This is a genomic window from Pseudomonas cichorii, assembly GCF_018343775.1.
Taxonomy (GTDB): Bacteria; Pseudomonadota; Gammaproteobacteria; order Pseudomonadales; family Pseudomonadaceae; genus Aquipseudomonas; species Aquipseudomonas cichorii.
In genome coordinates, this window is the sequence record NZ_CP074349.1 from 1,580,222 (window position 1) to 1,600,513 (window position 20,292).

Here is a 20,292-nt window from a genome sequence, read left to right on the forward strand (position 1 = left end):
CACTTTTTTACAGCCCCAGTGCTTCCAATGAACGGCGCTGGGTATCGGCATACAGCTTCAATTCATTGATGGTTTGACGCCCCAGAGCCTTCTGGAATTCGTCCTGATGGGAGCCGGTCGTGTAATGCGACTGTGCGTCGTCGCCCAGATTGGACTGGAAGATGCCCGCAGCGCTGACCGGCAGGAAGTCTTCATACACCAATGGCTCGAAACGAATGTGCCCGGCCTTTATCTGTTGTTCCAGATCGCCGGGTTGTGAGCCGTTCTGGCGGGCGGCGATGCCTTGTTCGGTGGGGAAATAGCGGAAGTAGGCCAGGTCCTGGTCGCGCATTTCCTGGTAGCTGTCGGGGAAGGCCAGGAAGGCTTTCTCCAGCAATTGGGCATAACGCACCGAGTTGGCTTCGTTGGGGAATTCGCCCAGTTCGTCGCGGGCCGCATTCAGCAACTGGTCGTACAGTGCCCGGCCTTTGGGCGTCAGTGCTGCGCCGCGTTGTTCTATTTCACCAAAGCGGGCCGAATGGCTGCCGGACTCGCCGCTGAACGTGATGGCTTCCTCCAGCGCCTTGAAGCTGGTCTGGCGCAACAGAATCGGGCACTGGCGACGGGGCGGGCCTTCCACCACGGCTTTGGGCGTGATGCCTTTGCCGGGCATGCCGGCCTGAACGGCATCGATATCCAGAGTGCGCGGGGTCAGGTGGTTGATATGCGGGCCTCTGAAGGCCACGACATCGGCAATCAGGCGATGCTGGGCATTGAGCCGTTTGTAGTCCTGCAACGAAACCGTCGCGCTGTTGTGCCAACGGAAGGTTTCCAGTGCTTGCTGCACGAACTCACTCGCGTCCGACTCGCTCAAGCCGCCTTGCTGCTCGTGCTTTTCAATCAGCGCCAATGTCCTGGGCGTGAAGATCATCCGCCTGGCCAGCACCTCTGCAGCAAAGGTGCGCAGCTCATCGTTTTCGATCAGTTCAAGGCGCAGCAGCGAGGTGAAGACCCGGAACGGGCTGACCTGCAACGACTGCTCATGTACCGCCCGAAACGCGGTGGAGTGGACTGGCACACCGGCAGGCGTCAGGTCGTAATAGCCCACAGGCTCCATGCCCATGACCGCGAACAGCCGGGCGAGGGTTGCCAGTTCCAGTGCAGTGCCGACCCGGATCGCGCCATGGCGCTCCTTGTCCAGGCGCTGGATTTCGCCTGTCTGCTTCAGGCTCTCCAGAACGTCAGGCTGATGGGTCATGACCCCGTCGTTGACCTCGGACACCAGCTCCATCAAGGTGCCGTAGAGCGGCACTTCGGTCTTGTACATCTGCGACATGGCGCGGGAAAAGCTGGCTCGAATCTCATCACGGTTTGCAAAGGTTGCAGTGTTCATCTGGATCGTTTCTCCGCACGAATTCCGTTTAACAGGTGGCGTTCAGTCCAGTGCTGCCAGACAGCGCTCGAAAATATCCAGCCCTTCATTCAGTACATCCGGCTCGATGGTCAACGGTGCCAGCAACCGGATGATGTGCCGTGACTTGCCGCTGGGCATCAGCAACAGCCCGGCGTCCCTGGCCAGTTGCAGCAGTTGCGCCAGTTGCTGGGTGCCCGGTGCGCCTTCGGGGGTGATCAGTTCGATGCCACGCATGGCACCGACGCCGGTCAGCCTGCCCAGATAAGGCGAGAGTTTTTTCTCCTGCCAGGAACGGTAGCGGCTGAGGATGATGTTTTCCTGGGTTTCGCCCCATTGCGACAGGTTTTCGTCGCTCATTTGCGCCAGCGACGCCAGCCCGGCCGCGCAGGCGATGGGGTTGCCGGAATAGGTGCCGCCCAGGCCGCCTTTGGGCAGGGTGTCGAGCAAGTGCTTGCGTCCCACCACCGCGCCCAGCGGTATGCCGCCTGCGATGCTTTTGCCGAGCAGAATCAGGTCCGGCTCGATGCACAGGCGGCTGAAGGCAAAGCGCTGTCCGGTGCGACCGAAACCGGACTGGATCTCGTCGGCAATCAACACAATGCCCTTCTCATCACAGAACGTGCGCAGCGCCTGTGCGAACTCAGGCTCCATGGGCAGGAAACCACCTTCGCCCTGAACCGCTTCAAAGATAAAGCAGGCCACATCACTGACATCGAGTTCGACGCTGAACAGACGATCCATGGCCTTCAGCGCTTCTGCAGTGGTGACGCCTGTGTCCTTGCTCGGAAACGGGATGTGATAGACGGTGCCAGGCAGTACGCCGATACGCTGTTTGTAGGGGGCCACTTTGCCGTTGAGGTTCAGGGTCGCCAGGGTACGGCCATGAAAGGCGCCATCGAAGGCAATGACCGCCGTGCGACCGGTGGCGCTGCGCACGATCTTCAAGGCGTTTTCTGCCGCTTCCGCACCGCTGTTGGTCAGCATGCCGCTGAGCGGGTAGCTGACCGGCATGAACTGCTCCAGCGTGTTCATGAACTGGATATACGGATCATGGGGCGTTGCGTTGAAGGCGTAATGGGTCAGTTTTTCGGCCTGTTCCTGAATGGCCTTGACCACCCGCGGGTTGCAATGGCCCAGGTTCAGCACGCCAATGCCGCCGACAAAGTCGATATAACGCTTGCCGGTCGTGTCCCAGACTTCGGCGTTCTTGCCGTGGGAAAGGGTGACAGGGTGAACGAATGAAATGGACGCGCTGATATTTTCGTTGCTCACTGGAAACGCTCCGGCAACGAATCACGACGGGTTCTGGAGAGGGTGTTCGGCGAAGACATCGGGGCATCCTGCTGTGTTGAACGTTGGGTCTATCTAAACGAACAACGGACATGCCCCGCAAACGAAATAAAATCGTCGTGTCATTCCAATAATTCTGAATGTCGGGCTTTTACCCGCTGTTTGATCCACTCCACGAACGCCTTGACCTTGGGGACTTGCGCCGCATGTTCGGCATGGGCCAGAAAGTGCGAGCCATCGCTCTGCATCGGGTGGTCCCAGGCAATCACCAGCTTGCCTTCGGCCAGTTCCTCGCTGACCAGATAGCGCGGAATCAGGGCAATGCCGCAACCGGCCTGAGCGGCACGAATGCACATGTAAAAAGTGTCGAAACGCGGGCCGTGATAGCTGCTTTGCGAATGCAGGTTCTGCTCCAGAAACCATTCATGCCAGGCCTCCGGTCGCGAGGTGCATTGCAGCAGGGTATGGCCGGTCAGGGCCTGAGCGCTGGGGATGTCGCCGTGGGCCAGCAGGTCCGGCGCACACACCGGGACCACTTCTTCCTTGAACAGCTCGATACAGGTGGCGCCGGGCCAGGTGCCCTGACCGAAAAAGAACGCCACATCGGCCTTGGCCCTGACCAGATCGAAGGGTTCCAGCTCGCTGCGGATGTCCAGGTGAATGCCGGGGTTCTGGCTGCCGAAACCCTTGAGATTCGGCACCAGCCAACGGTCGCCGAACGTCGGCTGGGTGGCGATTTTCAGTACCTCTGTTTCGCCGCCATAGGTCAGGATGTAGCGGCTCGACATGTCGACCTGAATGAGGATCTTGTTCACCTCGGCCATGTACAACTCGCCCGCTGGCGTCAGGTGCAGACGGCGGCGGATACGCTGGAACAGCGGGTGGCAGAGCATCTCTTCCAGTTGCGCGACCTGCTTGCTCACGGCGCTCTGGGTGAGGTGCAATTCCTGGGCTGCGCGAGTGAAGCTCAAGTGACGGGCCGAGGCTTCGAAACACTGCAAGGCGGTCGTTGAGGGCATCAAACGCTTGGACATTCACGGTTACCTGTTGACGTGCGGGATGGTTCATTCCAAAACGGAATCATGTTTTTCTAAATGGTCGTTTGTGACAAGGACTGTTGCGGGTCAATACTGATCCACATCAATGATTTCAACCAGTGTCATCTGCAGGAGAATCAATGTGGTTGCCAATTTGTTAGAAAGCCTGGGCGTAGCGAAAAGTGCTTACACAGAAGGGGACTACCCCGTCTACACCCCAATCGATGGCAGTCAGATTGCCTCCGTCAACCTGGAGGGCAAGGCGCAGGTCGTGGCCCGCATCGACCGCGCCCACACCGCTTTTCTGAAATGGCGCACGGTTCCGGCGCCACGTCGTGGCGAGCTGGTGCGCATCTTTGGTGAAGTGCTGCGCGAACACAAAGCTGCGCTGGGCGAACTGGTGTCCATCGAAGCCGGCAAGATCACTCAGGAAGGTCTGGGTGAAGTGCAGGAAATGATCGACATCTGCGACTTCGCCGTCGGCCTTTCCCGTCAGTTGTACGGCTTGACCATCGCTTCCGAACGTCCAGGCCACCACATGCGTGAAACCTGGCATCCGCTGGGCGTGGTGGGTGTTATCAGCGCCTTCAACTTCCCGGTGGCAGTCTGGGCCTGGAACACCACGCTGGCACTGGTGTGCGGCAACCCGGTGATCTGGAAACCTTCCGAGAAAACCCCACTGACCGCTCTGGCCAGCCAGGCCTTGTTTGAGAAAGCCCTGAAAATCTTCGGTGATGCGCCCGAAGGGCTGACGCAACTGGTCATCGGTGACCGTGAAGCCGGTGAAGCGCTGGTCGATGACCCGCGTGTGCCGCTGGTGAGCGCCACAGGCAGCACCCGCATGGGCCGTGAAGTGGGTCCGCGTGTAGCGGCTCGTTTCGGTCGCAGCATTCTGGAGCTGGGCGGCAACAACGCCATGATCCTGGCCCCGAGCGCCGATCTGGATCTGGCTGTGCGCGGCATTCTTTTCAGCGCGGTCGGTACTGCCGGTCAGCGCTGTACCACGCTGCGTCGTCTGATCGTGCATCGCTCCATCAAGGACGAAGTGGTTGCGCGTGTGAAAGCGGCCTACGCCAAGGTACGTGTCGGCGATCCGCGTGCAGGCAACCTGATCGGTCCGCTGATCGACAAGCAGGCTTTTGCAGCCATGCAGGATGCGCTGGGCAAGGCCCGTGATGAGGGCGGCCAGGTCTTCGGCGGCGAGCGCCAGTTGCAGGACAAATACCCCAATGGCTACTACGTGACTCCGGCCATTGCCGAGATGCCGGCCCAGAGCGATGTCGTGCGTCACGAAACCTTTGCGCCGATTCTCTACGTGCTGGCTTACGACGAATTCGAGGAAGCACTGCGCCTCAACAACGAAGTGCCGCAAGGTCTGTCGTCATGCATCTTCACCACCGACCTTCGTGAAGCCGAGGCTTTTCAGAGTGCGGCGGGCAGTGACTGCGGCATTGCCAACGTCAATATCGGCACCAGCGGTGCAGAGATCGGTGGAGCATTTGGCGGCGAGAAGGAAACCGGTGGCGGGCGTGAGTCCGGTTCCGATTCCTGGAAGGCCTACATGCGTCGTCAGACCAATACCGTCAACTATTCCCGCGAACTGCCGCTGGCTCAGGGCATCGTGTTCGACTGACAGACAGGGCATCAGGCTCGCCCTGCGAGCCTGAAACTTCATGGGGCTGGAGTGTTGCAATGACGCAATTTCGTCAAGAGTGCCTGTGGGAGCAACTGACGCCGCAAAGGCCCAGCCATCTGCCATTGAGCGGTGAGCGAACGGCTGACGTTTGCGTGATCGGTGGTGGTTATACCGGCCTGTCCGCCGCCCTTCAGTTGATCGAAGGCGGCAAGTCGGTGTGCATCGTTGAAGCCCATCAGGTGGGCCACGGTGGTTCGGGTCGCAACGTGGGGCTGGTCAACGCAGGGACCTGGGTGGCGCCGGACGATCTGGAAAAAGTCCTGGGCAGCGCCGAGGCCAATCGCCTCAATGGCGCATTGGGTGCGGCACCGGCTCTGGTGTTTTCCACCATCGACAAATACAAGATCGACTGTCAGGAAACCCGTACCGGCACCCTGCATATGGCGCATAACGCCAGCGGCCTGGCTGACCTGCGCAGCCGCGCCGAGCAATGGCAGCGCCGTGGCGCCAACGTCGAACTGCTGACCGGCAAGGCCTGCGAAGATGCCTGCGGGACTACCAAAATAGCCGGTGCGTTGCTGGATTATCGGGCCGGTACCGTCAACCCCATGGCCTATGTCGCTGGCATGGCGAACAGTGTGGTTACGCGGGGCGGGATGATCTTCGGCGACTCTCCGGTAACCGGGCTGCAGCGCACGGACGATGGCTGGAAGGTCAGCACCGGTCAGGGCAGTGTGCGGGCCGAAAAAGTCATCATCGCTTCCAATGCCTACACCGAAGGCGAATGGACCGATGTGAAGAGTCATATCTTTGCCGGTTACTACTATCAGGTGGCCTCGCAGCCGCTCACGGGTCCCGAGCAGGAAGGCATTCTTCACGGCGGGCAGGGTTCCTGGGATACCCGCAAGGTATTGAGCAGTATTCGTCGCGATGCGCACGGGCGTCTGGTGTTGGGCAGTCTGGGTAATGCGGGCAATTATCCGCTGTGGTTTATCCGCCAGTGGGCTGACCGCATTCAGCAGCACTATTTCCCGCAACTGGGCAAGGTCGAGTGGGAAAGCACCTGGACAGGCCGTATCGGCTTTACGCCAGACCACCTGCTGCGTCTGTTCGAGCCGGCTCCCGGTCTGTTGGCCGCCACCGGTTTCAATGGCCGTGGCGTCACCACCGGAACACTGGTGGGCAAATGTTTTGCGGATTACCTGCTGAGCAACGATGCCAAGTCTCTGCCGGTGAGCTTTTCCAAGAGCAAGGCAGTCACGGGCAGTTCATTGCGCACACTGGCCTACGATGCCGGTTTTACGCTGTATCACGCGGGGCAATGTCTGCGGGTCGTACTCTGATTTTCTATAACGAATAAAACGCCATACAACAAAAGTTCTCGTTCAATTTCTGCTGCCGTACGAAATCGACTCAAGGAAATACACATGGCAAGTTTCATACCTCGCCCGGCTTTGCCGTGGCGGTCTTTCGGCATCCGGTCTATCTGAATTCCGTTTGAAAGTAAGCCCATAAAAGCAGTGACAACACTGCGCCAACAAGAATGCTTATTCAAAAACAGGTTGCGTCGTCGGGCTGCTTCTTCGTGGGCCGTCCTGTGCAACCTCAACGTTGAGGGTAGAACATGGTTTCCCATAAAAAGAACGAGCACCGTTCCCTGAAACACGGGCTGACATCCCGGCAGGTTTCGATGATTTCCATTGCCGGGATCATCGGTGCCGGCCTGTTCATCGGCTCATCCAAGGCCATCGCCACGGCAGGGCCTGCGATTCTGATTTCCTACGGTATTGCCGGCCTGCTGGTATTGCTGGTGATGCGCATGCTGGGTGAAATGGCGATTGCCAATCCCAACAGCGGTTCGTTCTCGACTTATGCCGGGCAGGCCATCGGGCCATGGGCCGGGTTTACCATCGGCTGGCTTTACTGGTGGTTCTGGGTGCTGATCATTCCGGTCGAAGCCATTGCCGGTGCCGACATCCTGCATGCCTGGATGCCCTCGGTGCCGTCCTGGCTGTTCGCCTTTCTGATCATGATCACGCTGTCGTGTACCAACCTGGTGAGCGTGAAGAATTTCGGTGAGTTCGAGTACTGGTTCGCGCTGGTGAAGGTGATTGCGATTCTGGCGTTCATCGGGGTCTGCACATTGGCGGTGCTGGGCGTCTGGCCGCTGGCCGAAACCTCCGGCGTTTCGCAGCTCTGGCAGAACGGCGGCTTCATGCCCAACGGATTCGGCGCGGTACTGGGCGGGGTATTGATCACGATCTTTTCGTTCTTCGGCGCAGAAATCGTCACCATCGCCGCCGACGAAACGGCCAACCCCAAAGAGAAAATTCGCAGGGCCACCAATCTTGTGGTGTACCGCATCGCGATTTTCTACATCTTCTCGATCTTCTTTATCGTTTCACTGGTGGCCTGGAACGATCCGCGCTTGCTGCAAGTGGGTTCATTCCAGCGGGCGCTGGAAATCATCAATGTGCCGGGCGCCAAGATGGTGGTGGATATCGTGGTGTTCGTGGCGGTCACCAGTTGCATGAACTCCGGTCTCTACACGGCTTCGCGGATGCTGTATTCCCTGGGCGCACGTGGCGAAGCTCCGGCGCAGATCAAGCGGGTTTCCGGCAGCGGTGTGCCGACCGTGGCGGTGATCGCTTCCACCCTGGCAGGTTTTGTCGGTTGCTTTGTGAACTACGCCTTTCCGGGCAAGGTGTTCGGCTTCCTGCTGTCCACCACGGGCGCCATTGCGCTGCTGGTGTATCTGGTGATTGCCGTTTCCCAGTTGCGGATGCGCACAAGGCTGGAGAGGGAAGGCCAGGAACCGGCCTTCAAGATGTGGCTGTTCCCCTGGCTGACCTGGCTGGTGATCGGGCTGATCACTCTGGTGCTGGGCTACATGCTCATCAGCCCCAACTACCGCTATGAAACCCTGATGACGGCAGCGGTGGCCGGGACGATTCTGTTGATTGCCCTGGTGCGTCGCAAGACGGCAGGGGTGTATGTGCCTGGGGTTTGATCGGGTTCGCGAATGAATTCGCTCCTACGCGGTTTGAAGGAGCGAATTCATTCACGAAGAGCGCTACTGATCCGCAATTCCGCCCGCAGCCCGCCTTGTGGTGAGTTGCCCAGGTGCAGGCTGCTTTGCAGCTTGCGCACGATCATGTCGACAATCGCCAGCCCCAATCCCGCGCCATTGCTGTTGCCCTGGCTGTAGAAGCGTTCCAGCAGCCGTGCCTTGTGGTGTTCGTCGATACCGGGGCCGGCGTCTTCGACGCATAGATGAGCGCTGCCATCCTCCTGACGCTGCAACACCACCCGGATTTCGCTGGCGGCAGGGGCGAAGTTGAGTGCGTTGGTCAGCAGGTTCTGCAAGGCGATGGTGATGGCACCCGGATCGCTGTGGATCACGCATACCTCATCGGCTTCCAGCACCAGCTCTACACGTTTCTCCAGCGCCAGCGGCGTGAGTTCGGCCATTTCTTCCTGGACCAGCGTATTGAGCTCAAAGGTCTTCAATTGCTCTGGACTCAAGTGTGGTTCAAGCCTTGCCATGGTCAACAACTGGCTGGCGATACGGGCTGCCCGGTCGACGCCGCTGACCAGAAAATCCAGTGCTTCCAGGCGTTGTTCGGGGAGTTCGGCCTGACGGGCGTTTTGCGCGTGAATGCGCAGCACGGTCAAGGGCGTGCGCAGTTCATGGGCTGCATCGGCAATAAAGCGTCGTTCGCGCTCCAGCAGATTGTCGATCTGGGTCAGCAGACGGTTGAGCGCTGTCTGCATGGGCTCCAGCTCCTTGGGCAATGGCGACAGCGCCAGAGGCTCCAGGCTCTCTGCATCGCGCTTGCGGATCACCTGTGCCATGGATTGCAACGGGCGCAGGCCCCAGCCGATCACTAGCCAGATGGACACGATCAATAACGGCACGCCAATCACGGTCGGCCAGACGGTGTGGCTCACAATGATCTGGATCAGACCCTGACGCACATCGTCGCGCTCGCCGACCCAGATAATGAAACCTTGCTGCGGATCGGCCAGCAGGAAGCCACACCATTCACGGCCATTCTCCACCAAGTCGTGGGAGCCTTCTTCTCTTGGCGGCTCAGTGAGCACCGGGGCTTCGGCCGAGCGCACCAGCAACTCTCCCGAAGTACGCCAGACCTGAAACGTCAGGCGGGTTTCGTAAGGATGCGCCACGCCGCTGGTGCCGACCCTGCTCATGGCTTCATCGAACGCTTCATACAACTTGTTCAGATCCTTTTCGTCCTCGACACGCTGGCGCAGCACGCCTTGCAGCAAGCGGGCACTCTGCGCCAGTTGGGCGTCGTAGACTTCTTCGATTTCATGGTGACTGTCGCGCAGCACCAGCAGGCCGATGATCAGATCGCCCAGCAGCAACAGCAGCAATACCGGGGCAAGGATGCGTGCGCGTACCGAGGTCATGCCTTGAGCTCCAGCAGGTAACCGACGCCGCGAACGGTGCGGATCAGGTCAGTGGACAGTTTCTTGCGCAGGTTGTGAATCAGCACTTCCAGGGTGTTGCTTTCGACTTTTTCCTGCCAGCCATAGAGCGTGGTAGACAGACGCTCGCGAGTGACGACCTTGCCGGGACGGATCATCAGTTGATGCAGTAACTGATACTCCATCGGCGTCATGGGGACTTCACTGCCCTGAAAGCTGACCTGTTGCGAGGCCGGGTCCAGGCTGATGCCGGCGTGCTCCAGCAGCGGTTGCGCCCGACCCTGACTGCGGCGCAACAGGGCGCGCACCCTGGCTTTCAGTTCGTTGACGTCGAAAGGCTTGATCAGATAATCGTCGGCTCCGGCATCCAGCCCGGCGATGCGGTCCTGAGTGCCGTCACGGGCCGTCAGGATCAGCACCGGCAGCGATTGCTGTTCGGAGCGCAACTGGCGCAGCAGGTCGAAGCCGTCCAGACGCGGCAGACCGAGGTCCAGCAGCAGCAGGTCGAAGCGCTCGCTGCGCAGGGCATGCAGGGCGCTGAGCCCGTCCTCGATCCAGTCAAGCGTATAGCCTTCGGTGTTCAAGGCGACTTTGATGCCTTGGCCGATGGCACGATCATCTTCCACCAGAAGCAGACGCATAAGAGGTTCCGGGCAATGGATTGGGGGCAGGACGGGGCGCCATGATGCCGTTATGGGCGTGGCTCGCGTAGAGCCATATGTCGAGAAGATGTAACGACCTGTTACACCTTAAGCTTTTCCTAAGATTGCTTTCGCACAGTAGCGACTCCTTAACTGCTGCGAGTATCGAACATGCGTAAAGTCCTGCTGATTTCCTTGCTGATGGCCAGCCCTCTGGCGCTTGCCGGCCCGCAATGCACCACCGCCGACAAATCCCAGTGGCAGGACCAGGCCAAGTTCCAGGAACAACTCAAGGCCCAGGGTTACCAGATCAGCAAGTTCAAGGTCACCGACGGCAACTGCTACGAGATCTACGGCTTCGACAAGGACAAACGCAAGGTCGAAATCTACCATGACCCTGTGTCCGGCAAGGCCGTGAAGACAGAGATCAAGGGCTGATGAACCGGGTTTCCCTGCGCCTGTGGGACCCCTTGGTCAGACTGTTTCATCTCTCTGTCGCGGGCGTCTTCATTGCCAACTACTTCTTTAATGAAGCAGGCGGCGACTGGCATGTCTGGTTGGGCTATTACGCCGTTGCCTGGCTGAGCGTGCGAGTGGTGTGGGGATTCATCGGGCCGCGCAGTGCCCGCTGGAGTGACTTCTGGCCGAGCCCGAGCCGTTTGCGTGCTCATGTGCAGTCGCTGATCGACCGGCGACCTGTTCACCGGCTCGGTCATTCGCCTCTGGGCGCGCTGGTCATGGTCCTGATGATGGCGCTGATTTTCTCCATCGGCCTGACCGGCTGGATGATGGAAGAAGTGGATGCCCTGTGGGGCGCCGACTGGCCGCTGCAGATTCACGAAACTCTGGCTGACGCCCTTTGCGCACTGGTGGTGCTGCACATGGCCGCCGCGATATTCGAGAGCTTTCAGGTGCGTGACAACCTGCCGCTGTCGATGTTGACCGGCAAGCGGCGCTCATTGCCCGAGCAAACCGACAACTGAACAGACCCGTAACTCCCTTCGCTAAGGTGCTGGATTTTCATGCCCGTTATTTCCCGAAACCTGGCTGCATGGAGCGCAGGCCTTGCTGTTGTCTTGATTTTTCTCAGCGCCTGGCTCAGCCATCCGCTGCACAAGCTTTCTCCTTTCGCGGTCAGCGAGACGCCGATCAGTGCCGAGGGCGCTGTTGCGACGGCGGCGACTTATAGTTCGCGTTTTGCATCCTCCGACCTCGATGATTTCGTGCATTCGTCCGCTGTTACCGCCTTGCCCGGTGGCGACCTGATGTCGGTGTGGTTTGCCGGCTCCCGCGAAGGCGCTGGGGATGTGGAGATTCGCGCCTCCAGATTCGATGCCAGCGCCGGTGAGTGGGGCAATGAACAGGTGCTGGCGACCCGTGAGTCCACCCAGGCCGGCACGGGCAAATACATTCGCAAGCTGGGTAATCCGGTGGTCGCACTGGCTCCTGACCAACGCCTCTGGCTGTTTTATGTGTCGGTGTCGGTGGGCGGCTGGGCCGGGAGTTCGGTGAATGCCATGGTGTCTCAGGACATGGGCGCCACCTGGTCGCAGCCGCGTCAGTTGATCACTTCGCCTTTCTTGAACATCAGCACTCTGGTTCGTGCAGCACCGGTGTTTCATGCTGATGGCTCCATCGGCCTGCCGGTCTATCACGAGTTTCTGGGCAAGTTTGCCGAGTACCTTTACCTGAGCCCCAGCGGTGACGTGATCGACAAGTTCCGCATCAGTCGCGGCACCAACTCCCTGCAACCCACGGTCGTACCGCTGGACGGGCAGCGGGCCGTGGCCTTGCTGCGCTATGCGGGAAATACCTATCACCGCGTACTGGCCAGCCGCACCGAAGATGGCGGCCAGACCTGGAGCGAGCCGCACCCGCTGGAGCCGAGCAACCCCAACTCGTCGCTGGCGGCGGTCGGTGTGCCGGGGCGCGGTCTGCTGGTGGCCCTGAATGACTTGCGTGACGGTCGCTTCAAACTGAGCCTGTACGGCACTGATGAGCAGATGAACCAGTGGCGCCCGGTGATCGACCTGGATAAATCCCCCGATCCGCTGGGCAATCCGTTCTCGCTGGAGGCCTATCGGGAAATCCTCGGTGAAGGTTTCCGGGCCTCCAGTGGTGCGCGGCGCCAGTCTCTGGAAGCGGAGTTCCTGAGCAACCTGGACCAGCGAGTCTGCTCGCCGCAAGGGTGCGATTTTGAATACGAATACCCGTATTTCATCCGCAGCCCGGACGGCATGTACCACTTGGTCTATTCCTGGAACAACACCTTTATCAAGCATGTCAGCTTCAACGAAGCCTGGCTGGCGGAGCACTTGTTATGATCGCGCAATGGCTGACACATCTGGCGTTTGCGCTGGTGCTGTTTCTGATCCTGTCTTCCTGGACATCCTCGCAGCGCTGGCGTCTGGTGATACTGGCCGGTGCTTCGCTGGCGAGTGTGGTGTCCATCGATGGTCTGTCACTGGCGTCCTATGTGCGCAGCTTGAGCGATGACCTGGCGATCCCGAGCCTTGTCGGCCTGGTCTGGCTGACCGCCCAGCGCCTGGGGCTCATCCAGCCTCTGGAGAGTCGCCAGCGTTTGCTGGTGCTGTCGGTACTCGCGGCGCTGGCACTGATTCTTTACCCGGCCACGCTGGGCATTACGTATTTCGACCCTTACCGCTGGGGCTTCAACCCACGGCCAATGATCATTATTGTCGGAATCATCACCCTTGGCCTGCTGTACCTGCGCAGCCATCTGGGTGCCTTGATGCTGGCGCTGGCCACACTGGCCTTCACCTTCCGGATCAAACCTTCGGAAAACTACTGGGATTACCTGATCGACCCGTTCCTGGCGTTGTACGGCTGCATTGCGTTGCTGGTATTCGTTGCACGCCGCCTGTATCGCCATCGCACACAACCCAGCCTGTAGCGAACGTATTCGCGAATAAGCAGAACTCCGCCCGATTGCTCTACAGAAATGCACTACCAGAGGAATAAAAATGAGTTGGCTGCAATCACGACGCCTGCAGTATTGGGCAGGCACAATCGTGCTGTTTTTCCTGTTGTCGGCACTGTTGAGGGGCGTGTTCTTCTGGAGCTTTTCCGGGGTCGAGCACGAGAAGCTGTTTAGCGACCCGACCGTGCTGCAAACCCTGGGCATCGGTTTTCGCTTCGACTTGCGTCTGGCGCTGCTGGTGTCCCTGCCGGTGGCTTTCCTGCTGTACGTGCCTCGCTGGAACATGGTCAGCGTCCGTGCCCTGCGCTGGATAGGTCGTTCATACCTGCTGCTGGCATTGCTGGCGCTGACGATGATTCATGTCATCGACTTCGGCCATTACGCCTACCTCGGCGTAAGGCTCAACGCCAGTGTCCTGCGCTATCTGGACGATGCCCAGATTTCTCGCGACATGCTGTGGCAAACCTATCCGGTGGTGTGGATCAGCCTCGGCTGGTTGCTGACCCTGCTGGTGCTGGGCCGCGTCCTGATCTGGCTGGAGCGCATGACGCTTGATCGAGCACCACACCCGGTCAAACGCTGGTCGGCGGCCTGGGGCGCGGCAGTGATTGTCTGCGCGACTTTCCTGGGGCTGCTTGGCCGTGTGGAAAACCTCAACCTGGAAAACCCGGTGCCGTTGCGCTGGAGCGATGCGTTTTTCTCCGGCAATAACCAAGTGGCAGCTCTGGGGCTCAACCCTGCGCTGTTTCTGTATGACACCCTCAAGGTTTCCCAATCCCGCTACGACGAAGGTCAGGTGCGTCAGCACTATGACGTGGTCGCCCATTACCTGAGTGTCCAGCAGCCCGATGCCCAGGCCCTGAACTTCAAACGCCAGCAGCCCGTGCAGCCTTACCGGATCGACGGCGAGCGTGCGCCGAACGTGATTTTCGTGATGCTCGAATCCCTGGGCACCAGCGCAGTAGGGGCTTATGGCAACCCGCTCAATCCCACGCCGAACCTGGATCGTCTGGCGACCGAAAGCTGGTTCTTCAGGCATTTCTATGTTCCGGTGACCGGCACGGCCAAAACAGTCTGGGCCAGCATCACTGGCGTACCGGATGTTACCCGTCAGGAAACCGCGACGCGCCATCCGCTGCTGACCCGCCAGAACACGATCATCAATGACTTCAAGGATTACCAGAAGCTCTACATGATTGGCGGCAACTCGGGCTGGGCCAACATGAATGCCCTGATTCGTCGCAGCATCGATGACGTGCGCCTGTATGACGAGCGTGACTGGAAGTCGCCGCAGGTGGATGTGTGGGGGATTTCCGATCTGGACCTGTTCAAGGAAAGCGACAAGATCCTGCGCGAACTGCCCAAGGACCGGCCGTTCTTTGCGTATGTGCAGACCGCAGGCAATCATCGGCCCTTCACCATTCCCAAGGAGAACGATGGCTTCGAGGTCAGCAACCTGACGCTGGAACAGGTGCAGGCGGCGGGTTCGCGCAGTGTCGAGCAGTACAACGCCGTGCGTCTGCTGGACTTTAATATCGGGCGTCTGATGGAGCTGGCCAAGGCGGGTGGCTACTACGAGAACACCATCTTCGTGATGTTTGGCGACCACAACACCCGCATCAGCCAGATTCCTCATATGGCGCCGGCCTTCGAGCAACTGGGGCTGGAGAGCAATAACGTTCCGCTGCTGATTCACGCGCCTGCACTGCTGGGCTCGCGGGTCATCGAAGAAGCGGTCGGGCTGGCGGACCTGCTGCCCACGGTCGCCGGCATGGCGGGCGTCGAATTCAGCAATGGCGCCATGGGGCGCGATATCCAGCAACCGGCACCGGAAGGCGAGCGAGTGGTGCCGCTGGTCTTGCGTGAAGGCACCTTCCCGCTGATCGGTGCTGTCACCCGGCATTACCTGCTGCAAATGGAGCACGATGGCAGTTCGCCCACGCTGCATGACCTGGCCTCGCGGACCCCGCTGGACAACGTTGCCGAGCAGAACCCTGAGGAGTTTGAGCGGTTACGCGACCTGACGCGCGGTCTGCATGAGAGTTCGCGCTTGATGCTGTATCGCAACGTGCGCTGATCAGCGCTTTTCACCCGCCCCTTCATTCACGACATTCAGTCGCAATGAAGGGGCATGCTTTACCCGCAATCCCTCATCATCCACGCCCATCGCGGCCTGTCTGAAATAAATGTTTCTGCCTCTGTGATCCAGAAGCGCTTGCGCGACGTAAACGAGTTTTCGCACCTGGTAATGGAATAGCAGACAGTGTGAGTGCTCTGCTACGCTGAAAATTGTCCTTCAGGTAAAATTTCGCAGTTCAACAACAGACTTTTCCGATGCTTAACCTTCTGTAATTCATCGGTAATTCTTGTAAAGCTCTGTCGGATATCGTCGGCAGTCTGTATGTTGGGGGCTCTATTTCGCCTGGATGCGGTTTTTTGTCGTTCCCACCTTTGAGAGCATTGTGGATGTTGGCAACGTGTACCCAGGCTTCCCCGGCCAGACTGCTTGATGCTCTGCGTGCTGAAACGAATCAACTGCATGTCGGTCTGGAAAAGCGCCTGCCGTTTTTCTCTTCTGTTTTAAACAGCGTTTACTACCTTCGTCTGCTCCAGGCTTACTACGGTTTCTACCGCCCACTGGAAGCTGCTTTGCAGGCCAGTGGCTTGATACCGGCAGAACTGACGCCAGCCGAGCGAGTCAAAACCCCTGTGCTGTTTCAGGATCTGCAAACCCTTGGCATGACAGAGCAGGCCATAAACTTACTGGCCCAATGCAGGCAATTGCCGGTGATCGATTCGCCCGGAGCCTGCCTTGGCGTGTTGTATGTTCTGGAGGGCGCTACTCTCGGCGGACAGATCCTGCGCCGTGAAATCCACAAGCGACTTGGGCTGGACGAGCACAGTGGCTCGGCTTTTCTGAATGTTTATGGCAGTGCCACCGGCATGCGCTGGAAAGCGTTCCTGGCCTATATGGACAGCGTGCCGGCCGACGCTGCAACCACAGAGGCTACCGTGCTGGCGGCCCAATCCACATTTGCATGTTTCGAGCACTGGCTCGATGGTCAAGAGGTACTGTTATGAGCCAACTCGATAAAGATACTTTTGAAGCCCTGTTGGCCAATTGTGCAAACGAGCCTATCCAGTATCCGGGTGCCATTCAGCCTCACGGCGTGTTGTTCACCGTCACCGAGCCGGACTTTGTCATATTGCAGGTCAGCGCCAATGTGCAGGAACTGCTCGACAAGAACCCCGATCACATCCTTGGGCAGCCGCTTGAGTCGGTTGTGGGGGAGGGGTGGGCTGCCGTGCTCAAGAGCGCCAGCCTTCAGGAGTCATTCAACGACATTCCGCAACTTCTGATCACCCTCAATGGCCGTGAATTTGAGGCGATGCTGCATCGGCACCAGGGCGTGCTGGTGCTGGAGCTTGAAGTTCAGGACAAGGATTCGCAGGTCGCCAACAGTGAGCGGATTTCCAATCTGGGGCGCATGCTGCGCCAATTGCAGGCGGCCAAGACACTGCAGGCGCTGTATGAAATCAGTGTTCGCGAAATCCAGAAACTGACCGGCTATGACCGTGTATTGATATACCGTTTTGAAGAAGAGGGCCACGGCCAAGTCATCGCCGAAGCCTCTTCGCCGGACATGGAGCTGTTTAACGGCTTGTTCTTCCCTGCCTCGGACATTCCGGACCAGGCTCGCGAACTCTATCGTCGCAACTGGTTGCGCATCATTCCCGATGCCGATTACACGCCGGTTCCGCTGATTCCACAGTTGCGTCCAGATACCCGGCAGCCGCTGGACCTGAGTTTCTCGACACTGCGCAGTGTTTCTCCGATCCACTGCGAATACATGAAGAACATGGGCGTGCTGTCTTCCATGAGCGTTTCCCTGCTCAAGGACGACAAACTCTGGGGCCTGATCAGTTGCGGCCACCGCACGCCACTGTACGTGTCTCACGAACTGCGCGGCGCCTGCCAGGCCATCGGTCAGGTCCTGTCGTTGCAGATCCGCGCAATGGAGGCGCTGGAAGTCAGCCGTCAGCGCGAGGCGAAGCTGCAAATGCTCAAGAGCCTGAACGACTCCATGGTGTCGGCTTCGGAAAACGTCTTCGACGGTCTGGGACAACAACCGCAAGTATTAATGGATCTGGTGGGCGCTTCGGGTGTGGCGATCATTGAAGACAAGCAATTGCATGTCTTTGGCACCTGCCCTGAGCCTGCTGAAATCAAGGCGCTGCATAAATGGCTGATGGCAAGAGGGCAGCAGGTCTTTTCCAGTCATCATCTGTCGAGTGTCTATCCTGCGGCCGAGGCTTATCAGCAGCATGCCAGCGGTGTTCTGGCCATGAGCCTGCCCAAACCGGTCGACAACGGCGTGTTGTGGTTCCGTCCCGAGGTCAAGGAAAGCATTCAGTGGAGCGGCAACCCGAACAAGCCGCTGGATATGGAAGGCTCAGGCGCGGGCCTGCGCCTGAGGCCGCGCACGTCGTTCGAGATCTGGAAAGTCGAGATGGCGGGCATTTCTACCAAGTGGAGCCATGGCGATGTCTTCGCCGCCAACGACCTGCGCCGCTCGGCGCTGGAAGACGACCTTGCCCGTCAGGTCCGCCGTGAGCAGTTGGCAGTGCGTGCCAGGGATGAACTGGTCGCGGTTGTGTCCCATGACCTGCGCAACCCCATGACGGTCATCTCCATGCTTTGCGGCATGATGCAAAAAGCCTTCAGCTCCGATGGCCCACACACCTCGCGGCGCATTTCTTCCGCCATCGACACCATGCAACAGGCTGCCAGCCGCATGAATGTTCTGCTGGAAGACTTGCTAGACACCTCGAAAATCGAAGCAGGCCGCTACATCATTTCGCCTCAGCCGCTGGAAGTGAGTCATATTTTCGAGGAAGCCTATTCATTGCTGGCGCCGCTGGCCATGGATAAATCCATCGATATCTCCTTCCATAGCGAACCGGACCTGAGAGTCAGCGCCGATCCGGAGCGCCTGTTCCAGGTGCTGTCGAACCTGATTGGCAACGCCATCAAGTTCACGCCCAAGCAAGGCAGGATCGACGTGGCCGCAGTGCCTGACGGCAACGAGATCGTCTTCACCGTGCGCGACTCCGGCGAAGGTATCCAGCCCGAGCAACTGCCGCACATCTTCGAGCGCTACTGGACCATCAAGGAAGGCAACCCGACCGGTACCGGCCTTGGGCTCTACATCTCCCAAGGCATCATCAAGGCTCACGGCGGCGTGCTGACTGCAGACAGCACGGTGGGCGAGGGGAGCGAGTTCAGGTTTACGGTGCCGGTGGCGGTGTAGGCATATCCGGGTACAAACTTGTGGGAGTCAGCTTGCTGGCGATAAAGGCCTGAAAACCGGCAGATATTCTGTGTCTGTATGAAGTCGCCAGCAAGCTGCCTCCCACAACGTAATTCATGACTTTAACGGATCAGCATTACCTCTACGCGGTTGCTGTGAGTTCGTTACTTCAGCTAACGAAAATCCCTTCTGTGCAGGACCTTTCTGGCAGGCTTTACCCTTTCTTCTGTGTGAACTTTCCTGGAGAGTCTCAAGCCCTTGCGCCTGTGAAATCCCGATACCAGGCTGCGTCGGTCGCTGAGCATCAGCGGTCGGGTTTAGTAGCCTGTTTGTGGGTTTCAAGTGTCGTAAGTGTCGCTTATGGCGGCTTTGCATGGGGCACCTTCGAGTGCGCCGGTTAATTGCGCTTGTTCCTCACCGTTCGTGCATTTGATCGGCATGGCCAAGGCCCATCCTGCTCTCTGATGGCGACTACATCGAATCTCGGGTCGCCGTGAATAAGGAACTGATCCTGACCTATTGGCAGACCGCAGGCAGCAGAGAACCTTCTATCCAAGGTTCCGCTACAGGGCCAGGTCCTTCGTGCGTAACCCCGTCATGGCTTATGAGACGGCTTTTGGCGTTCGTGGAATTCGGGACTCTTCGCAAACACATCCGCAATAAAATCCATGAAGACGATGGCCCGTTTGGGTAGCAGCCGATTTGCCAGATAGACGACTTGAATCGGGACTGAGGGCGCCACGTAATCAGTCAGCAGCAGCTGAAGGTTGCCACTTCTCAGCCCTTCCTCATAAAGCCATTCAGGTCCCTGCGCGATTCCCAATCCGGCATTGACGTACTCGCGTATCGCCTCGGGCGAGTTGACACGTAGTCGGCCGGAAACCGGCACATCGATGCCCTTGAAGCGCCAGTTAGTACCCGTTGAAAGCAGTGTATAGATCAAGCAGTCGTGTGCTTTCAGTTCAGTTGGTGAGGTTGGGGACCCGCGTTTGGCCAGGTATTCACGGCTGGCAACGCACACGCGCTCGAACCAGGCCAGTGGGCGGGCTCGCATGGCACTGTCTTCCAGGTGTCCAATGCGGATCGCGAGTTCAGCCCCTTCGTCGACCAGATTAACGTAGCGATCGCTGATCTGCAGATCGAGTGACAATTCCGGATAGCGTTCCAGGAAGGTAGCGACATGCGGCACGATGAAGGTGTGAGCCAATGCGGTCGGGCAGGCAACGCGCAATAATCCGGACGGAGTGACGTTCCCTTTCAGTGAAGATTCGGACTGCTCCACTGAGTCGAGAATGCGCCGAGCGTCTGCGTAATAGCGTTCTCCCTCAGGCGTCAGTACCAGCTTCCGTGTGGAACGATGAAGAAGCCTGGTTTGCAAATGGTCTTCAAGCGCCGCCACATAACGACTGACGTTAGGCTGTCCCAGCCCTAAATCGCGACCTGCAGCTGAAAAGCTGCCTGTCTCGACAGTTCGTACAAAACAGGTCATTAGCAGCAGTCGATCCATCAGGCCTCCCTCATTCATGCAATTCAGGCATGATATCTATTCTAATTTCTCATCTTATCAATGCTTTCGCATGAATACATAGT

The 20,292-nt window shown here is 58.8% G+C and carries 16 protein-coding genes; 10 read left to right on the top strand and 6 right to left on the bottom strand.

The genetic code is table 11. From position 1 onward, the window contains the following. Positions 1–7 precede the first annotated feature (7 nt). The 3 genes from hglS to KGD89_RS07130 all read right to left on the bottom strand — a co-directional run bounded on the left by hglS (position 8) and on the right by KGD89_RS07130 (position 3,717). On the bottom strand, positions 8–1,372 hold the full coding sequence (gene hglS, locus KGD89_RS07120) for a 2-oxoadipate dioxygenase/decarboxylase HglS (RefSeq protein WP_025259106.1): 1,365 nt from the start codon (positions 1,370–1,372) through the stop codon (positions 8–10). 42 nt (positions 1,373–1,414) lie between these two features. Continuing rightward, positions 1,415–2,665, bottom strand: a complete 1,251-nt coding sequence (locus KGD89_RS07125; protein WP_025259107.1) for a 2-aminoadipate transaminase — start codon at positions 2,663–2,665, stop codon at positions 1,415–1,417. A 140-nt stretch (positions 2,666–2,805) separates the two neighbouring features. After that, on the bottom strand, positions 2,806–3,717 hold the full coding sequence (locus KGD89_RS07130) for a LysR family transcriptional regulator (protein WP_025259108.1): 912 nt from the start codon (positions 3,715–3,717) through the stop codon (positions 2,806–2,808). A gap of 145 nt (positions 3,718–3,862) precedes the next feature. On the opposite strand from KGD89_RS07130, the gene amaB reads away from it, so the two are divergent. The 3 genes from amaB to KGD89_RS07145 all read left to right on the top strand — a co-directional run bounded on the left by amaB (position 3,863) and on the right by KGD89_RS07145 (position 8,366). Next, positions 3,863–5,353, top strand: a complete 1,491-nt coding sequence (gene amaB / locus KGD89_RS07135; RefSeq protein WP_025259109.1) for an L-piperidine-6-carboxylate dehydrogenase — start codon at positions 3,863–3,865, stop codon at positions 5,351–5,353. A 59-nt stretch (positions 5,354–5,412) separates the two neighbouring features. Beyond that, the gene (gene amaA, locus KGD89_RS07140) at positions 5,413–6,699 is read left to right on the top strand and encodes an L-pipecolate oxidase (protein ID WP_025259110.1); all 1,287 of its coding nucleotides are present in this window, start codon (positions 5,413–5,415) and stop codon (positions 6,697–6,699) included. Positions 6,700–6,980: 281 nt separating this feature from the next. Continuing rightward, positions 6,981–8,366, top strand: a complete 1,386-nt coding sequence (locus tag KGD89_RS07145; protein WP_025259111.1) for an amino acid permease — start codon at positions 6,981–6,983, stop codon at positions 8,364–8,366. A 47-nt stretch (positions 8,367–8,413) separates the two neighbouring features. On the opposite strand, the gene KGD89_RS07150 is transcribed toward KGD89_RS07145, so the two are convergent. Together KGD89_RS07150 and KGD89_RS07155 are read right to left on the bottom strand one after the other, a co-directional pair. After that, on the bottom strand, positions 8,414–9,790 hold the full coding sequence (locus tag KGD89_RS07150) for an ATP-binding protein (RefSeq protein ID WP_025259112.1): 1,377 nt from the start codon (positions 9,788–9,790) through the stop codon (positions 8,414–8,416). Further along, positions 9,787–10,449, bottom strand: coding sequence for a response regulator (locus tag KGD89_RS07155; protein ID WP_025259113.1), 663 nt, complete (start codon positions 10,447–10,449; stop codon positions 9,787–9,789). The genes KGD89_RS07150 and KGD89_RS07155 overlap by 4 nt, the downstream gene beginning before the upstream one ends. A gap of 171 nt (positions 10,450–10,620) precedes the next feature. Between KGD89_RS07155 and KGD89_RS07160 the strand changes: the two genes are divergently transcribed. The 7 genes from KGD89_RS07160 to KGD89_RS07190 all read left to right on the top strand — a co-directional run bounded on the left by KGD89_RS07160 (position 10,621) and on the right by KGD89_RS07190 (position 18,702). Beyond that, a complete protein-coding gene (locus tag KGD89_RS07160) occupies positions 10,621–10,887 on the top strand; it encodes a PepSY domain-containing protein (protein ID WP_025259114.1) in 267 nt (88 codons plus the stop codon). Beyond that, the gene (locus KGD89_RS07165) at positions 10,887–11,432 is read left to right on the top strand and encodes a cytochrome b/b6 domain-containing protein (RefSeq protein WP_025259115.1); all 546 of its coding nucleotides are present in this window, start codon (positions 10,887–10,889) and stop codon (positions 11,430–11,432) included. Before KGD89_RS07160 ends, KGD89_RS07165 begins: the two co-directional genes overlap by 1 nt. Positions 11,433–11,471: 39 nt before the next feature. Then, complete coding sequence (locus tag KGD89_RS07170; protein WP_025259116.1) at positions 11,472–12,773, top strand: sialidase family protein; 1,302 nt, start codon at positions 11,472–11,474, stop codon at positions 12,771–12,773. Further along, the gene (locus KGD89_RS07175; protein ID WP_025259117.1) at positions 12,770–13,363 is read left to right on the top strand and encodes a hypothetical protein; all 594 of its coding nucleotides are present in this window, start codon (positions 12,770–12,772) and stop codon (positions 13,361–13,363) included. The genes KGD89_RS07170 and KGD89_RS07175 overlap by 4 nt, the downstream gene beginning before the upstream one ends. Positions 13,364–13,433: 70 nt before the next feature. After that, positions 13,434–15,467 (top strand): LTA synthase family protein, encoded by a 2,034-nt coding sequence (locus KGD89_RS07180; RefSeq protein ID WP_025259118.1) that lies wholly within the window; start codon positions 13,434–13,436, stop codon positions 15,465–15,467. A gap of 389 nt (positions 15,468–15,856) precedes the next feature. Next, the gene (locus tag KGD89_RS07185) at positions 15,857–16,471 is read left to right on the top strand and encodes a biliverdin-producing heme oxygenase (RefSeq protein ID WP_025259119.1); all 615 of its coding nucleotides are present in this window, start codon (positions 15,857–15,859) and stop codon (positions 16,469–16,471) included. After that, entirely contained in the window at positions 16,468–18,702 is a 2,235-nt protein-coding gene (locus KGD89_RS07190; protein WP_025259120.1) for an ATP-binding protein, read from the top strand. The genes KGD89_RS07185 and KGD89_RS07190 overlap by 4 nt, the downstream gene beginning before the upstream one ends. A 595-nt stretch (positions 18,703–19,297) precedes the next feature. Here the strand turns inward: KGD89_RS07190 and KGD89_RS07195 are convergent. After that, positions 19,298–20,209 (bottom strand): LysR family transcriptional regulator, encoded by a 912-nt coding sequence (locus KGD89_RS07195; protein ID WP_025259121.1) that lies wholly within the window; start codon positions 20,207–20,209, stop codon positions 19,298–19,300. Positions 20,210–20,292: the final 83 nt, after the last annotated feature.